Annotated in this window: 13 protein-coding genes; 8 read left to right on the top strand and 5 right to left on the bottom strand. The window is 40.3% G+C overall.

Translation table 11 applies throughout. From position 1 onward, the window contains the following. Positions 1–256: 256 nt before the first annotated feature. Entirely contained in the window at positions 257–694 is a 438-nt protein-coding gene (tnpA, locus tag AC5JMK_RS15975; protein WP_495910547.1) for an IS200/IS605 family transposase, read from the bottom strand. A 349-nt stretch (positions 695–1,043) separates the two neighbouring features. On the opposite strand from tnpA, the gene purH reads away from it, so the two are divergent. Next, entirely contained in the window at positions 1,044–2,579 is a 1,536-nt protein-coding gene (purH, locus tag AC5JMK_RS15970) for a bifunctional phosphoribosylaminoimidazolecarboxamide formyltransferase/IMP cyclohydrolase (RefSeq protein WP_495910535.1), read from the top strand. A 1,035-nt stretch (positions 2,580–3,614) separates the two neighbouring features. Here purH and AC5JMK_RS15965 read toward each other — a convergent pair. Both AC5JMK_RS15965 and cax read right to left on the bottom strand, forming a co-directional pair. Next, the gene (locus AC5JMK_RS15965) at positions 3,615–4,397 is read right to left on the bottom strand and encodes a peptidoglycan-binding domain-containing protein (RefSeq protein WP_495910534.1); all 783 of its coding nucleotides are present in this window, start codon (positions 4,395–4,397) and stop codon (positions 3,615–3,617) included. 563 nt (positions 4,398–4,960) lie between these two features. Next, positions 4,961–6,052, bottom strand: coding sequence for a calcium/proton exchanger (cax, locus tag AC5JMK_RS15960; RefSeq protein WP_096677691.1), 1,092 nt, complete (start codon positions 6,050–6,052; stop codon positions 4,961–4,963). Positions 6,053–6,691: 639 nt separating this feature from the next. Here cax and AC5JMK_RS15955 point away from each other — a divergent pair. Then, positions 6,692–9,511 (top strand): DUF3536 domain-containing protein, encoded by a 2,820-nt coding sequence (locus AC5JMK_RS15955; RefSeq protein ID WP_495910533.1) that lies wholly within the window; start codon positions 6,692–6,694, stop codon positions 9,509–9,511. Between the two features lie 134 nt (positions 9,512–9,645). On the opposite strand, the gene AC5JMK_RS15950 is transcribed toward AC5JMK_RS15955, so the two are convergent. Next, a complete protein-coding gene (locus AC5JMK_RS15950; RefSeq protein WP_096677693.1) occupies positions 9,646–10,428 on the bottom strand; it encodes an ABC transporter permease in 783 nt (260 codons plus the stop codon). Between the two features lie 575 nt (positions 10,429–11,003). Between AC5JMK_RS15950 and AC5JMK_RS15945 the strand changes: the two genes are divergently transcribed. The 4 genes from AC5JMK_RS15945 (at position 11,004) to AC5JMK_RS15930 (ending at position 14,519) form a co-directional block, all read left to right on the top strand. Continuing rightward, positions 11,004–11,291 (top strand): hypothetical protein, encoded by a 288-nt coding sequence (locus AC5JMK_RS15945; protein WP_495910532.1) that lies wholly within the window; start codon positions 11,004–11,006, stop codon positions 11,289–11,291. Between the two features lie 218 nt (positions 11,292–11,509). Beyond that, complete coding sequence (locus tag AC5JMK_RS15940; RefSeq protein ID WP_096677695.1) at positions 11,510–12,250, top strand: TerC family protein; 741 nt, start codon at positions 11,510–11,512, stop codon at positions 12,248–12,250. A gap of 124 nt (positions 12,251–12,374) precedes the next feature. After that, positions 12,375–13,991, top strand: coding sequence for a tetratricopeptide repeat protein (locus AC5JMK_RS15935; protein WP_495910531.1), 1,617 nt, complete (start codon positions 12,375–12,377; stop codon positions 13,989–13,991). Positions 13,992–14,159: 168 nt separating this feature from the next. Further along, a complete protein-coding gene (locus tag AC5JMK_RS15930) occupies positions 14,160–14,519 on the top strand; it encodes a hypothetical protein (RefSeq protein ID WP_096677697.1) in 360 nt (119 codons plus the stop codon). A gap of 4 nt (positions 14,520–14,523) precedes the next feature. Here the strand turns inward: AC5JMK_RS15930 and pdxH are convergent, their stop codons facing one another. Further along, positions 14,524–15,168, bottom strand: a complete 645-nt coding sequence (gene pdxH / locus AC5JMK_RS15925; RefSeq protein WP_096677698.1) for a pyridoxamine 5'-phosphate oxidase — start codon at positions 15,166–15,168, stop codon at positions 14,524–14,526. Between the two features lie 119 nt (positions 15,169–15,287). Here pdxH and AC5JMK_RS15920 point away from each other — a divergent pair, with 119 nt between their 5' ends. Further along, positions 15,288–16,352, top strand: a complete 1,065-nt coding sequence (locus tag AC5JMK_RS15920; RefSeq protein WP_096677699.1) for an AI-2E family transporter — start codon at positions 15,288–15,290, stop codon at positions 16,350–16,352. 190 nt (positions 16,353–16,542) lie between these two features. Beyond that, positions 16,543–16,908 carry a lipopolysaccharide assembly protein LapA domain-containing protein gene (locus AC5JMK_RS15915; RefSeq protein ID WP_096677700.1) on the top strand — a complete coding sequence of 122 codons (366 nt, stop codon included), beginning with the start codon at positions 16,543–16,545 and terminating at the stop codon, positions 16,906–16,908. The last annotated feature ends 3 nt before the right edge of the window (positions 16,909–16,911 follow it).

Raw genomic sequence — 16,911 nt, 5'->3', positions numbered from 1 at the left:
AAAGTTTAGTTTGCGAGTTGCAAAAGCTAGTTTATGAGTCGCAAAAGTTTAGTTTATGAGTCGCAAAAGTTTAGTTTGCGAGTTGCAAAAGCTAGTTTATGAGTCGCAAAAGTTTAGTTTGCGAGTTGCAAAATAGTCCGCCTCAGAATTAATTCTGAGGCTAATAGCTTAACTCAGCTAAAGCTGACTATGTTCTAAGTTCCAAATATTAGAGAATATAACAATTAATCAAAACCTCTTAGTCGGCTAAAGCTGACTAAGAGGTTTTGAACTTTGGACTATCATCTTCATGAGTATGATTTTCCAAAGATGAAATTGTGGTTCCGTTCAGGTGATGAGCTTTCTGATTTTTCACGTAAGCAACAGCTTGCTCAAGTTGTTTTCCTCCTAGCGAGAAAACGCCATATCCACGTTGCCAAATAAACACATCTTTGGAAGAGGATAGATGATTGAGATGATGAGCGCTGCTACCTTTGATATTTTGGACAAAATTAGAAATGGAAATTCTGGGCGGAATTGAAGCTACTAAATGAATGTGGTTTTCTACGCCGTCAATTGCATGGATGATGCTACCTAATTGATCGGCTTTGCCAATAATGTAACTATAAAGTTCGGTTTCTATATTGGTGGTGATTAATGGCTGGCATTTTTTTGTAGCCCAAACAAGATGATAGTAAAGTCGCCACAAAGACATAAAAGTTGTATTTGATATGTTCTGCACTTAGTATTCCCGCGATCGCCACAAGCATTAAACTGAGTTTGGTATTTTCCTAGTTAGCCTGGAAATTTATTCCCAGGGGGATATTGCTTTTAGCCTGGAAATTTATTCCCAGGGGGATATTGCTTTTAGTCCGCCTCAGAATTAATTCTGAGGCTAATAGCTCAACTCAGCTAAAGCTGACTATGTTCTAAGTTCCAAATATTAGAGAATATAACAATTAATCAAAACCTCTTAGTTGGCTTTAGCCGAGTTTTGCTTTTAGCCTGGGAATTTATTCCCAGATGGGATATTGCTTGTCTTAATCAAATCAAACTGGGAAATTATGGCGCGTCTTGCACTGTTGAGTGTATCAAATAAAACTGGATTAATTGAACTTGCTCGTAGCTTAGTAGAAGAATTTGATTTTGAGTTGATTAGCAGTGGTGGTACTGCTCAAGCTCTCAAAAATGCGGGATTACCAGTTAAAAAAGTCGCAGATTACACAGGCTCTCCAGAAATATTAGGTGGTCGTGTTAAAACTCTACATCCGCGCATTCACGGAGGAATTCTCGCGCGTCGCGATATTCCGCAAGATATGATGGATTTGACAGATAACCAAATTCGCCCAATAGATTTAGTGGTGGTAAATCTCTATCCTTTTGAGGAAACCATCGCTAAACCTGATGTCACATTAGCAGAAGCAATTGAGCAAATTGATATTGGTGGCCCTACTCTGCTGAGAGCAGCATCAAAAAACTTTGCCCATTTGACCGTATTGTGCGATCCCTGTCAATATGACGAGTATTTACAGGAATTACGCCAACACACAGAACCATCGTTGGAATTTCGCCAAAAATGTGCTTTGAAAGGATTTTTGCATACTTCTAGTTATGATCAAGCGATCGCATCTTATCTGCTCAAAACACAACAAATAGAGATACCAGAAACATTCACTATTTCTGGAAAACAACTACAATCTTTGCGCTATGGCGAAAACCCCCATCAAAGTGCAGCTTGGTATCAAAGCGGTGCAAACTCCACAGGTTGGGCTGCTGCTACTAAACTGCAAGGCAAAGAACTCAGTTACAATAACTTAGTTGATTTAGAAGCAGCACGCCGCATCATCGCTGAATTCACAGATAGTCCTGCTGCTACGGTGATTAAACATACTAATCCCTGTGGTACAGCTCAAGGAGATACAATTGCCGCAGCTTACCAAAAAGCATTCAATGCTGATCCTGTGTCTGCTTTTGGTGGTATTGTTGCCCTCAACCGTCCAATTGATGCTGCAACAGCAACTGAGTTAACGAAAACATTTTTAGAATGTGTAGTCGCACCAGGATGTGAAGAGGACGCCAAAGCAATTCTGGCTGCGAAGTCAAAAGTACGGGTTTTGATTTTACCAGATTTAAGTAGTGGTTCCAAAGAAACAGTCAAAGCGATCGCAGGTGGTTTCCTAGTCCAAGCTTCAGATGATATTGTCGCCAATACCAGTCAATGGCAAATCGTCACCGAACGCCAACCCACACCCACAGAATTAGCAGAATTACTGTTTGCATGGAAAGTTTGTAAACACGTCAAATCGAATGCCATTGTTGTAAGTAGCGATCGCACAACTTTAGGTGTTGGTGCAGGACAAATGAACCGCGTTGGTTCAGTGAAAATAGCCCTTGAACAAGCTGGTGAGAAAGCTAAAGGTGCAGTCCTTGCTAGTGATGGATTTTTCCCCTTTGATGATTCTGTGAAAACTGCGGCGATGGCTGGAATTATGGCGATCGTGCAACCAGGTGGAAGTTTACGAGATCAAGATTCGATTCAAGCTGCAAATGAACTTGGTTTAGTCATGGTTTTCACAGGCATACGTCACTTTTTACATTAATCTATCTTAAGTAGGATGTTACACTTGCCAAAGTGTCTATATTATGCTTATAGATAGATAAACACAATGTTAATATCTAATTGTGTGTGAGGAGTAAGTTTGAAGTAAAAAGCGCTGGGAGTGGCAACATGGTAACACTTCAAGCGCTTTTTTAATGGCAAATTATTGAACAGAAAATTTTTTATCTTAAGTACTTGTCATCATCTAAAAGTAGTGATATCTTTTAATTGTGTGTGAGGAGCAAGTGTAAAACGAAAAGCGCCTGGGGTGGAAACACGGTAACACTCCCAAGCGCTTTTTGTTTTTTAAAGTTTTAATACTGCAAAGATTTTTCGCTTCGATTTTGGGAACGTAGAGACGCGAAATTACCCTGCGGAATATTGCTACGCGTCTGGTACAAAGGATTGTGGGCTTAACACCAAGCATATTGGATTTTAGGTTGGTCGCTTTTCTTAACCGAGTAGTATAGACCTCTTGCAAAAATATTTTTACCCCACCCTAACCCTAAGCGTTTACGGGGAGGGAACTAAATCTTCCCCCCGTGAACGGGGGGATTGAGGGGGGTTCATTCGACTTTTGCAAGAGGTCTTATTAAGTCCCAACCAACAACCAAATAATGCAAAACAGCAGCCCAATATTGATAATTTCTAGGCTGCTGTTTGAGAATCAATTTTAACAAATCCAAGATTTTTGAATCCTAACTAAAAAATTCCTAGTAGAAATATGACAGTTAGCCCACATAAGGCAAGCAGAGAGATGATCATGATGTTGCCTACACTATGATCTTGTGTTGCTTGGTGTGTTTGTTCACTCATAATGCAATCCACCCAAATTTCAATTCCCATGCTGCAATTATAAATAAGTGAACTGGGTAAATCTGTCGTATCATAAAAAACTTGATTTATGTTTACTGATGTTCAAATTGAGAGTAATTTCAATATCAAATAATTGAACTTTTATTGCAATAAAGATTCATAGATAAATAATCAATGGTCAAGAGTCAAGGGTCGTTAGTAAAAAACATTTGACAACGGACTACCTTGTTAACTCTCGCCAGGTGTTTTGACCAACTATTCCATCTGAAACTAAATTTCGGCGATTTTGAAAAGCTTTGACAGCAGATTCTGTTAAAGCACCAAAAATTCCATCCACTTGCACAGTATAACCGTTAAATCGTAACACCCGTTGCAACACTCTGACCGCATCACCCCTATTACCAAAACCGAGAATTGGTAAAGTCGGACTAGCTTGGGCAAATTTAGTTACTCGTGTGTTGTTTGTTGGCTGTTTATTTCTGATACGAGGTGATTGTCTAAGTCCTCCTGCAATATATTGAGGCTGAGGCTGATGGTGAACAGGGTTTGGTGAAACGGCAGTATATTTATTTATATCTTGAGCTTGAGTTGTGGAAGTAAAAGTATGTGAAAAATTATCGTCAGTTGTTGTCCCTTCAGAAATGGAAGTAAACTCTGGCTGTACATTTGAGCCATCAACACTGTCTTTAACAGTATCTTCTGTTACAACTGGGGAATTCCTGGATTCATCAAAGTCTTGCAACTTTTGTTTGATAGTTTGAACTTGATGATTGTCATCAAGAACATCTGGTGCGATCGCTGACGATATCACCAAAACCTGTTCATCCTCCGCAATGAATTCAGGTGGTGTGATTTGATTTGTAGGAACAACCTCAGATAACTGATTTTCTTCTGACTTATTTATGTCATTGTCTAGCTGAATCGGTGAATTCACCTGGGTATTAGGCAAAGAAGGTTGTCCTGTTGTTAACACGCCTGTTATCAGTAGACCCATATCACTCATGGTATTTCATTTTACTAACGCCCACATTTTCTTTCACACACCAAACAGTTAATCCTCCGGAATGGTGCGTATTTATAACTAAAAAATTTAGTTATTTTCTTCAAAAAATCGGTGCGATATTCAGAGTAGCCTCCTTTGATAGATGGCAAATTAAAATCTGAGTAAAATTTCAGATAGAGTGAATATATGTGTAATATCAAGCCATTTCAAACAAAAAAAACAAAAAGACGTAAACCATAGTATAGTTTATTATTCCTACACTTAAATTTTAAATTTAACACTATTAAGGTAGCGTTCAAGTTTGTGCAATTGTAATTTCCTACTAAGTAGCTCAATCTCCTTGTTGAGCCAAGTAATGAGGGGGTTGGGGGGTGTCACCCTTCATTTGTTTACTTACACTATTTTGGTAATTAGTGATAGATGATTCACATTTTTATTACTGATCACCGATTACTCACGATTCTCTTATAATTTATGCAAAACTATACACAGTAGGGGCAATTGATCAATTGCCCCTACTGTAAAAATCATAGTTTCGGTTATTACCAAACTTAGTCCTGTCTCTAACTCATAGCATCAACTACTGGGTAGAAGTAAAAAGCAAATCCTAAAAGTATGTAAGCCGCTAAAAGTAACGTACCTTCTAACCAATTTGATTTACCATCAGAACTAATGGAATTTGCAATTAAGACTGATACAGTCACGGCCACCAATTCAAAGGGGCTAAAATCTAGATCCATAGGTTGACCGAAAACCTTCCCAACAATCACTAACACCGGAGCAACAAACAGAGCAATCTGCATACTTGATCCCACTGCTACGGAAAGAGAAAGATCCATTTTGTCTTTCATTGCCACACTGACAGCTGTAGCATGTTCAGCAGCATTGCCAATAATAGGAACAAGGATCACGCCTGTAAATAACGCTGTTAAGCCTAACTGTGATGTAGCTGCTTCTAGAGAATCCACTAGTAGTTCTGATTCTATTGCTACTAAAAGGGTACATACGAGCAACACCCCACTCCACAACCAAATATTAGGCTTGTGATCCTCCACTTCCAAAGCTTCTGTTTCTGCTACACCGACATCGTAAAGATAGGAGTGAGTTTTCATCGAAAATAACAGTGTCAAAGCATAAACCAGAATTAAGACAACAGCTACTGCTAAAGAAAGATTTTGCAGGGTTTTTTCACCAATTGCTGGTGAGGAAAAATTCATTGCTGTGGGTAATAAAATAGCAATCACCGCTAAATTCATCGCAGATGAGTTCATCCGCGCTACTATCGGTTGAAATGTCTGTTCTTTATGACGCAATCCGCCTAATAACATAGCCAAACCCATCACCAATAGCAAATTGCCAATAATTGAGCCAGTGATACTGGCCTTGACTACATCTACTAATCCTGCTTTGAGGGCAATGATCGCAATAATTAATTCTGTGGCATTGCCAAAGGTAGCATTTAATAATCCTCCTAAGCTAGGGCCTACCACCACAGCAATTTCTTCTGTGGCTGTTCCCATCCAAGCAGCTAGAGGTAAAATAGCTAATCCAGCAGCAATGAAAACGATTAAATCTCCCCACTCTAAAAAGTGAGCCGCCACAGAAACTGGAATAAACAGCAATAGAACTAAAAAGAGAATGTTTTTACCTGACATTTGTTAATAGTTAATGGTCAATTGTCAATGGTCAATGGTCAATGGTTAATCGTCAAGGGTCAATCGTCAAACAATTTTGGATTTTAGATTTTGGATTTTAGAAAACGAATTGATTCCACGGATAAATCCGGGGTTATCGGTCAATAATTAAGGTTCAATCGTCAAGCGTTAGTAGTTTGTTTTCTGCTTTCTCCCTTCTGCTCCCTTGTTTCCCTTGTCTTTTTCTCTACTTTTAAATTGTTCAGAAATTGTGCTATTTACACACAGATAGCAAAATTTGTAAAATAACTTGGAGTTTTACGGAGTATTAATAACTTTTCTTTGCAAAAGTTTTTATTAAACAGTAAATTCTACACCAGAAATCATGTTTAATATATTAAAAGACAATTAATTTTTTGGTACTGCTAATGGGAAAACCTATCAAAAGGCTTTTTCAATTAGCTGTTTTATTCCTGAATTTCGGGAAACGACTGCTTGATGATGCAGATTGCCCGTAATTTTATGAGCTATACTCTGAAGTGCATTCATCTGGTCGTTGTTGTCTACATGAGCTAATATTTACCAGAAATGCCGCTATACAAGGTAAACGCATATATTTGTCGGCACAATTGCAAGTATTTTTGATTTTGGATACACTACATGACTTCTGCTGCTGAAATGCCAGGTCAAACTGGCATAGATTTGACATCACAAGAAAATTCTCCAAACACCAAATCGCCTAATCCCTTGACGACGGCGACGGGTGTTTACGTGAGTGTACACGGTCATTTTTACCAACCACCACGGGAAAATCCATATTTGGATGCGATCGAACGCCAACCAAGTGCAGCACCATTTCATGATTGGAATGAACGCATTCATCATGAATGTTATCGCCCGAATGCCTTTGCTAGAGTGCTAAATGATCGGGGCGAACTAGTGGGGATCGTTAATAATTACGAGTATTTGAGCTTTAATATTGGGCCAACGCTGATGTCCTGGCTAGAACGCCACGACGTAGAAGTTTATCAGCGAATTTTAGAAGGCGATCGCAAATCTTGTGAACGTTTGCATGGACATGGCAACGCGATCGCGCAAGTATACAACCATATCATCATGCCCCTGGCCAATGATCGCGACAAATATACGCAGATTCGTTGGGGGAAAGCAGATTTCCGATCCCGCTTTAAACGTGATCCCGAAGGTATGTGGTTGGCAGAAACTGCTGTAGACTACGCCACCCTCGAAGCCTTGATTAAAGAAGGAATTCGCTTTATTGTCTTAGCACCCTCGCAAGCACAGCGTTGTCGTCCTCTAGCAACCAAAGACAATCCCCATCCTGAATGGCACGAAGTCGGCGGTAGTCAGATTGATCCCACCCGTCCCTATCGTTGCTATCTCAAACCCACACTCAGCACAGCTTCTTCTCCCTTGAGTACGGTTGGGGGATTGGGGATTCTCCAGAGGAGACGCTACGCGAACGGGGATCAGGAATCGGAGATCGGGGATCAGGAATTGGGAAATGGAGATTATTCTATTTCCCAATCACCGATCCCTAATCACCAGTCCCTTCCTTACATCGATATCTTTTTCTACGATGGCCCGATTTCGCGGGATATGGGCTTTAGTGATGTTCTCTACAACTCCGGACATTTAGCAGGGCGCATTGGTTCGGCGGTACGCGGGGATCATCGTCCTGCACAATTAATTTCTGTCGCGACAGATGGGGAAACTTTTGGACATCACAAGGGAGGAACAGAGAAAACTCTCGCATACGCCTTTACTAAAGAATTTTCTCACCGGGGTTGGACTGTCACCAACTTTGCCCATTATCTGAGTTTGAATCCTCCTTGTTGGGAGGTAGAGTTAAAACCTGTTACCGCTTGGAGTTGCGCCCATGGTGTTGATAGATGGCAAGATAACTGCGGTTGTGGTGGCGGTGAATGGCATCAACAATGGCGTCGCCCATTACGAAATGCCCTAAATTGGTTACGCGATCGCCTGACGCAAGTGTATGAAGAACACGGTAGACAGTTTTTCATTGATCCCTGGCAAGCAAGAGATGAATATATCAAAGTAATTCTGGATCGTTCACCAAACAATATTCACCGTTTCCTCGCCCGTCATCAAAAAAGCAAACTCAAGGATACAGAACAAATAGACGCTTTACGCTTGCTGGAAATGCAGCGTCATGCTTTGTTGATGTTTACTAGTTGTGGTTGGTTTTTTGAGGAAATATCTCGTCCGGAAGGAACACAGATTTTGCGCTACGCCGCCCGTGCTTTAGAATTGGCAGCAGATGTGGCAGGTGTGCAACTAGAAAAAGAATTCCTCAAACGCCTTGCCATTGCTCCCAGTAATGTTGATATTTTCGGACATGGTGGGGAAGTTTATCGCCAATTGGTGGTGACTTCACAAATCACCTTTAAGCAAGTTGCAGCCCATCACGCGATCGCTTCTTTGTTTAACAATCACAAAGGTGAAACCCGCAATGGCAATGGCAATGGTACTTCACCCAACAACTGTACTATCAAACATTCTCATCCTTACCAAAAACGAGTTTATTGCTATAACGTTCATGAGTTAGATTACCATTTGCAACGTCTGGGAAGCTTAACACTTGCAGTCGGACAGTTAAAGTTAATATCAGAAATCACCTGGGAAACTGAACATTTAGTCTTTGCAGTGCTGCATTTAGGAGGTTGGGATTTCCACTGTTGCATTCAACCATTTGAAGGAAGGCGTAATTACAGTCAAATCAAAGAAAAATTGTTGGCATCACTGCAAAAAGCTAGTGCAGCGAACACTATCTTAGTAATGATGCAGTTATTTGGGGATCAAGCCTTTAGCTTAGAAAATCTTTTTGCTGAAGAACGTCACCGTCTAATGCAATTGTTGAGTCAGGAAACGCTGACAAGATTAGACCAACTTTATACACAAACTTACAGGGATAATTACGGTGTGCTGATGGCATTCCATCGAGATGAATTAGCCGCACCACAAGAATTGCAAGTCGCAGCAGAAATAGCTTTGAGCTATAGATGTCTGACCACAATACGTGCCTTAGAACAAGATATTAACGAATCGCAATTGAGTATAAATTACATCTTGGAATTACAAGCGATCGCTAATGAAGCTAAACAACTGCGCTGTCGGTTAAATATTCCCGAAGGTAAGCAGATGTTAGAACAGTTGATTTTGCGCTTGCTTTGGCAATTCTTGCACGATCCCAATGGTACATTTGATGCAGATATCCAGCGCTTGGAAAGGTTGATAGATATCGGCTATCAGCTAAATGTCGGGATCACCTTGGAGCGCCCTCAAGAAATATACTTTAGTTGTTTGTACAACAAGATTATTCCCCAATGTCAAATCGCGATCGCTAGTGGTGAAGACATCATGAAGCATCGACAATTACTAAAGTTAGGGCAAAAATTAGCCGTTGACGTTAGTTACTGGTTGAGTCAGATGGGGGGATAACACAGACACGGGGACAACTAATCAGTGATCAGTTATCAAATTAAACTGATCACTGTTAACTGATTCATACTCAATCCCCGATTCCCGATTCCCAATCCCCGATCCTAATTTCTAATTGGGCGATCGCTCTGTTATTAACTTGAAGCACTGGTATAAAACCGTAATGCAAACTGCCAAAACTGACTAGCAACAAAAAATAGCAGCACAGCCAGCACTCCCGCACCCAGCATCCAACTTATTTCGCTGCGACCTAACATTGCTTCTGCTGGTACTGTAGTTAAAAATGCGACAGGTACTATAAAAGTGAAGAAAAAACGATAAGCAACAGGATAGGCTACCATCGGATACCTGCCAGCTTCCAACAAACCACGCAGAACCTCAGTAACATTATAAATTTTGACAAACCAAATACTGGTAGCTCCCAGCATAAACCACAGGCTATAAAGTATGATTAAGCCAAAACACAAGGGTATAACACTTAACAGGTAATCGCCTATCTCTAAATTGAGTCGTGTACCTGCATGGATAATCAATATGGTGCCAAAAACTAAATCTGGTAATCCCCAAGGTGAAAGAGTATGGGTAGAAAGCCAAAACTGACTAGGGATTGGTTTTAGTAAAACAAAGTCGAGTGTTCCTTCTTGGACATGGCGGACAATGCGATTTAGGTTAGGAGCGAGAAAAGTTGCTGAAAACCCCTGCAATAGAGTAAAAATTCCCAGCACTAGCAAAGCTGCTTCCCATGACCAACCAGCGAACGTATAGCCTTTTCCGTAAAATAAGAATAATCCAAATAAACTGCCTACTAAATTGCCTACGCTACTTAGGGCTGCTAACAGGAAGTTAACACGATACTCCATTTCAGCCGCCATAGCTGTACTCCAAAATATTCCTATTAATTTCAGGTGTTTTAGCATGATTTATACCTGTATTGGGGGTCGGGGATTGGGGATTCTCCAGAGGAGACGCTACGCGTAGACGCGCAAGCGACTTCTCACAGAGTACGGTGATTAGGGATTGGGGAAGGGGGACACGGGGGACACGGGGGACATTTTTCCCATAAACCATTGACCATTAAAATCACCTAAACTTTCATACTATTTTTGATTTACAGCAGATAAATACCCTTTAATCTCTTTAATTTTGTGAGTTTATATGCATTTTGATTTGCTACAACTTATTAAATCATTAGAGGATGTTTGAAAAGTCATGATTGATGTATCAAATATTTTTTACCCCACCCTAACCCTCCCCTTGTAAAGGGGAGGGAACCGGATTTCTCTTGTTTCCCCCCTTTATAAGGGGGGATTAAGGGGGGTAATAATGTAATTAAAATTACAGCCAATCACTTTTCAAACAACCTCTTAGGATACTTTGGAGTTTGGGGAATTATTTTTGCTGAATCTGGTTTATTAATTGGTTTTTTTCTACCTGGAGATAGCTTACTGTTTACTGCTGGATTTGTCGCTTCACAAAACCAGAACTTTCAAGGTTGAAACAAGAACTTTCAAGGTTGAAACAAGAACTTTCAAGGTTGAAACCAGAACTTTCAAGGTTGAAACCAGAACTTCCGAGGTTGAAACCAGAACTTCCGAGGTTGAAACAAGAACTTCCAAGGTTGAAACCAGAACTTCCGAGGTTGAAACCAGAACTTTTAAGGTTGAAACCAGAACTTCCAAGGTTGAAACAAGAACTTCCGAGTCGTGATGCTTATATTCCCCGGCTAAAAGCACGCCGGATTGTCTTGGAAGCCTACACTGTACTCGAAGAGTCAGTGTAGGAGTATGTCACAATTCCTCGCCCACACGTTAAGCTTGATTAAGGTAGCAATTTATTGCGCTTTTTAGATTAATTCCTCTGTTACTGGTAACTTTTAACAGTTAACAGTCATCAGTTTTATTCTTTTGGTAACAGTTCCCTTACTATATGCGCGATAACTGTTTACTGTTTACTGTTCACTGTTAACTGATTTCATTTTCACTGCTTGAGAAACTCGGAATGCTAGACAAAATTTTTGACTATCTTAATTTTCATCTCAGCATTGAAGCGGCTATAGTTTTGCTGATTTTGATGTTTTTGGAGGCGGTGCTATCTGCTGATAACGCTATTGCTCTTGCTGCGATCGCTCAAGGACTAGAAGACAAAAAGCTGGAAAACCAAGCACTCAACATAGGTCTAGTTTTTGCTTATGTCCTGCGAATTTCTCTACTGCTCACCGCTACTTGGGTACAAAAGTTCTGGCAATTTGAATTACTAGGTGCAGCTTACCTTCTGTGGCTGGTATTCCAACACTTTACTTCAGAAGAAGATAACGAACATCACCATCACGGCCCGCGTTTTAGTTCATTGTGGCAAGTGATCCCCGTAATCGCTTTGACAGATTTGGCTTTTTCTTTGGATAGTGTCACCACTGCGATCGCTGTTTCCCAAGAAACTTGGCTAGTACTGGCTGGGACAACGATTGGTGTGATTACTCTGCGATTTATGGCAGGCTTGTTTATTAGGTGGTTAGATGAATTTGAGAATCTAGAGGACGCAGGTTATATCACTGTTGCACTTGTGGGGTTACGCCTATTGCTGCGCGTGGTAAATGAAGATTTAGTACCACCACAATGGTTAATGATTACTGCGATCGCCCTAATTTTAACCTGGGGATTTTCCCAACGCACCCTACCCGCATCAGTACCGACAGAATCTCAAAAGACATTAGTACAGTCTAAAGAAGTTGAGGAAGTGTGAGGAGTGTGAGGAGTGTGGGGAGTGTGGGGAGACAAGAGGACAAGGAGGACAAGGGAGCAGGGAGAATAACCAATGACCAATGACCAATGACCAATGACCAATGACCAATGACTAACTAATAACTGTGAAAGCGCAGCTTTTGTTAATCTTTACCTTATTGCTTCTCAATTCTGGGACAGCACATTCACAAACGCCTGTACCAAACCCACAGATCACAGCCACTCCAACAGTTACTCCCGCAACAACTGTTACACCACAATCTTTGAGTCAGCCTAAGAACACAAAGGCTTCTGGTAAAGATTTGGTGGAAACTTTTGAGGAGCTAGATAAAGGATTTACTGCTGTTGTCTTTTTATTGGTAAAAATATTAGTAGGATTACTGAGTTTATTTGTGATTCGACGATTCTTTTTACTAATGATTAATCGCTCTTCCCAATTGATAATCGATAATTTCAGTAATGCAACTGGTGCAGATGAAATCGAGGGTGTTTTACCAGGATTGTCACAATTGGCACGGGAAAGATTAGCCAGAGAGATGAAAAGCGTCTATCAAAGGTCAAAGGAGCATATCAATAGTGTGGGGCCAGAAATCAATCTCTCCTCTACTAGATTTCCCCTACCACAAGCTACTGCAAATCAACAACTCACCAATTTTATATCTTCTGTCAAAGAGTTAACTCCTGACCAAATTGATCCATTGGTACAACTACTTGCAGTAGTATTCCCACCCTATGGCACTAAAGTTACTGGAATCTTACAAAGCCAGAGTGAAGAACATAAAAGAATTGGTATTACATTTGAAATTCAGGACATAGATAATCGCATTGCTGCTCAGATTTACACTGTCTGGGAACTACCTGACTCCGAAGCAGATAAACAGTCAAAAATAGCACTTAAAGATCGTTATAGACAGTTATTGCGGACAGCTAGTCGTTGGCTAGCATTAGAACTCTCTAAGCGTGAGATGATCAGAGGTATACCCAAACTGTATTTAGGTAGCAAGCGTCAACGCTATCTAGGCCAAATTCATAATTTCTTCGGTGTCCTGAACCAATCTAGCGCCCAAACTCACGGTAAATTTTTCTACCCATTGGCGATTGATGAGTTGCAAGACGCCATAGAATTTTACCCAGATTGGTATCAACCACACGATAACTTGGCTGATACTTACAGCCTCTTAGCACGCACAGAACAAGGTGACAGAAAAATTAATCATCTCCAGAGTGCGATCGCTCACTACGAAGAAGCACTCAAAAGAGTTACAGAAGCAACTGTGGAATTACGGTTAAAAGTTGCTCGTGCGATCGCCCAATTACTCACAAGAAAAGAAGATTTGATCTTGGCAGCAAAACAGGAAATCCAAAACCTGGAAACAGCAAAAAACTGGGATGCTACCACAGTATTAAACTACCAATTACTGTATTATCTTGCCTGCTGGTATGCTCTAGCTTATCGCTTGGATGTGGATGTCACCGATGAAACCCAAAAGCAAGCCTATCTCTACCTAACTTACAGCCTAGCCAGAGAACAAAATAGAGATTTTTGGGAATGGACTAGTAAAGATCCGGATTTAGAAAGTATCCGTGGATGTTTTCCGGAACTCAAATCTACGCTTTTGAAGACATTGAATGAAAAGCCGGAACTACCAAAGCAAACAGGTAAAGATTTTGCCGAATCTATAGAAGAAGTGTTAGAGGGAGTTAATTGGAGATCGGGAATCGGGGATAAGGGAAATAATTAACTACTAACTACTAACTACTAACTACTAACTACTCAAGCAGAATTAATTACACACATAGTCTTCCTGTTCCCTGTTCCCTGTTCCCTGTTCCTCGATCCCTGTTCCCTGTTCCCTATCTCCACGAATGAATTTAATTTTGCGTAACTACTAACCACCAACAAATTTAAAATGAGTCAAACCGATTTTGAAAAAGCCAAGCATCGTTTAGCACAAGCAAAACAAGATATTATCTGGGCGATCAATGTTTTAGACGATGCTGCTAAGAACTTGAGCGATTACAAACTTACTCCTGAAGAGGTAGTTCAACTTGGGTACCAATTTCAGCGAGACTTGCAGGATATCCGCAAAACTTTAGAGCAAAAAACTCACTTAGAAAAAGATTTAGAATCATCAAAAACTAAATATTCTTTTCCTCCTCCAAATATTGGCGAATCTCGGGAAATATCTCCAAGAATTACAGGACAAATACCCCCCTTCGATGATCCTGATGAAGATAATGATATGGGCGTAAGTCGTTCTCTGTTTTAAGATTCTAGGGTGAGAGACGCTGTATTTTCCAATCGCCATCATCTAAACGAGTATATAGTATGCGATCGTGCAGGCGACTAGAACGTCCTTGCCAAAACTCTATTTGTGTGGGGATCACCCGTAAACCTCCCCAATGAGGTGGTCGGGGTACATCCTGGTTTTCATACTTTGCTTGTAGTTCTTGAAACCGTTGCTCTAAAAGTGTTCGACTTTCTATGATATTGCTTTGATTGGATGCCCATGCACCAAGGCGACTTTTAAAAGGACGACTTTGAAAGTACCTATCGGAATCATTTTCCGATACTTTTTCTACATGTCCACAGATCCGGACTTGCCTTTCTAATTCTGCCCACCAAAAAACGAGGGCTGCTTGGGGATTTTCAGCTAATTCTTGTCCTTTATGACTGTTATAGTTAGTGAAAAAAACGAAACCCCTTTCGTCGAAATCTTTGAGTAACACTATTCTTGCTGATGGTTTACCATCGGGAGTGGTAGTGGCAAGTGTCATGGCATTTGGTTCTAGCAACTGTGCTGTTAGTGCCTCGTCAAACCATTTTTGAAACTGTATAAAAGGATTAGGAGCAACATCAGTTTCATTTAACCCCTGTAAGGTGTAGTCTTTGCGAAGATCAGCTACAGTTTTGTCCATAGGGTTTGTATCCTGGTAGTTTTGTAAAAAATAATTATGATGATCATCAGCGTGAAGTAAGTTTGCTCAGTAAGTTTTACCAATCCAGGCGAGGAGTTTTGTAAAGAACATTGCATCAAATGCGACGTTGGTCTTCTGTTCAAAATCTATTAATCTATGGTCTGGGCGGTCCAATCATCGCGCTGAATGTTTGGCTATTGTCTGTACTGTTTAGCTATTTTCAGCATCCTATTACAATTTTCAGTATTGCCACAATACTTGCTTTTTTACTGAATTATCCAGTGAAGTTTTTTGAGCGCGCTCGTATTTCTCGCGCCCAAGCAGTAATTATTGTATTACTACTGACTTTAACTGTGTTTGTAATTTTGGGTGTAACGCTCGTACCGATGGTTATTGACCAAACCAACCAATTATTAAATAAAATCCCTGATTGGTTAAATAGTAGTCAAGACAATTTAGATCGATTGCAAATCTTGGCAAAGAGACGACGTTTGCCTCTAAATTTCAGTGTTATTAATCAACAAATTAATGCCAACATTCAAATATTAGTGCAGCAAATACCTTCTGGTGCTGTAGGATTTGCGGGAACGCTGCTATCAGGATTGCTGAATGCTGTGTTGGTAATTGTGTTAGCTTTTTACATGCTTTTGTATGGCGATCGCCTTTGGTATGGTTTAGTCAATCTTTTACCTTCTCATATCCGTGTGCCTTTCACCACATCCCTCCGAATAAATTTTCAAAACTTTTTTCTGATTCAATTTTTGTTGGGTTTGTTTATGGTGGTGAGTCTAACTCCCATTTTTTTGATTCTCAAAGTCCCCTTTGCGCTTGTATTTGCCATCTTCATTGGGATAGCCGAACTTATTCCCTTTGTGGGAGCAACTTTAGGTATTGGTAGTGTCACAGTTTTGCTATTGCTACAAAATTGGTGGCTAGCAGTACAAGTGGCGATCGCAGCCATTTTCATGCAGCAAGTAAAAGATAATTTGTTAGGGCCAAAATTACTTGGAGATTTTATCGGGATCAATCCCATCTGGATTTTTGTAGCGATTTTAATGGGATTTGAGATTGGTGGGTTTTTAGGATCACTGTTGGCAGTGCCGATTGCTGGGACTATAAAAGGTACTTTTGATACGATGAATTACACTAAAGCTAAACAGACTGTATCAAATACAACTTTTTAAGTAGATGAACTAACTATTTAACTAAGTACTCAATTTACCTACAAATTAGGTCATGAAAATCTCTTTCCCCTGCTAAAAATATCTGCAAGCTAGTAGTTGCACAATCAGGAATTCCAATTCACAATAGTATTGATTGCGAGTTTCAGGGAAGCACTAGACAAAAATTTTGACGTAAATATATAGGTTTCCAATGAGACAAGTAAATTTTGTGATTATTTTTATCTCTTGTTTAGCTTTTGCTTTATTTACAATACAAAACACTGAACCAACCACAATTCATATTGTGCCTGGAGTGCAATTACAAGCACCAATCGCAGTAGAGCTACTATTGGCGATCGGACTGGGTGCAGTTTTTGCTTGGGTATTTAGCATTTGGACACATTGGCAGCGACTTATGCTATCTAATCAAAAACTGCGTCAAACTAATGTCCACATCCAGGAATTAGAAAGCAAAATAGAAGAGTACCAAACAGAAGTTCAATCTTTAAAACTGGCACTACCACCAGCAAATGATGCCTCTAATCAACAAGCACAAGCAGAAATGATTAGTAACTAGTGG

Source organism: Pelatocladus sp. (assembly GCF_059505505.1).
This window is presented reverse-complemented; position numbering and strand designations above follow the sequence as displayed.

What these genes read in the sequence shown, in the direction of transcription:
- AC5JMK_RS15915 (WP_096677700.1), top strand. Translation starts at nt 16,543, where the DNA reads ATGAGACAAGTAAATTTTGTGATTATTTTTATCTCTTGTTTAGCTTTT.
- AC5JMK_RS15955 (WP_495910533.1), top strand. Translation starts at nt 6,692, where the DNA reads ATGACTTCTGCTGCTGAAATGCCAGGTCAAACTGGCATAGATTTGACA.
- tnpA (WP_495910547.1), bottom strand. Translation starts at nt 694, where the DNA reads ATGTCTTTGTGGCGACTTTACTATCATCTTGTTTGGGCTACAAAAAAA.
- purH (WP_495910535.1), top strand. Translation starts at nt 1,044, where the DNA reads ATGGCGCGTCTTGCACTGTTGAGTGTATCAAATAAAACTGGATTAATT.
- pdxH (WP_096677698.1), bottom strand. Translation starts at nt 15,168, where the DNA reads ATGGACAAAACTGTAGCTGATCTTCGCAAAGACTACACCTTACAGGGG.
- AC5JMK_RS15940 (WP_096677695.1), top strand. Translation starts at nt 11,510, where the DNA reads ATGCTAGACAAAATTTTTGACTATCTTAATTTTCATCTCAGCATTGAA.
- cax (WP_096677691.1), bottom strand. Translation starts at nt 6,052, where the DNA reads ATGTCAGGTAAAAACATTCTCTTTTTAGTTCTATTGCTGTTTATTCCA.
- AC5JMK_RS15920 (WP_096677699.1), top strand. Translation starts at nt 15,288, where the DNA reads ATGCGACGTTGGTCTTCTGTTCAAAATCTATTAATCTATGGTCTGGGC.
- AC5JMK_RS15950 (WP_096677693.1), bottom strand. Translation starts at nt 10,428, where the DNA reads ATGCTAAAACACCTGAAATTAATAGGAATATTTTGGAGTACAGCTATG.
- AC5JMK_RS15930 (WP_096677697.1), top strand. Translation starts at nt 14,160, where the DNA reads ATGAGTCAAACCGATTTTGAAAAAGCCAAGCATCGTTTAGCACAAGCA.
- AC5JMK_RS15965 (WP_495910534.1), bottom strand. Translation starts at nt 4,397, where the DNA reads ATGAGTGATATGGGTCTACTGATAACAGGCGTGTTAACAACAGGACAA.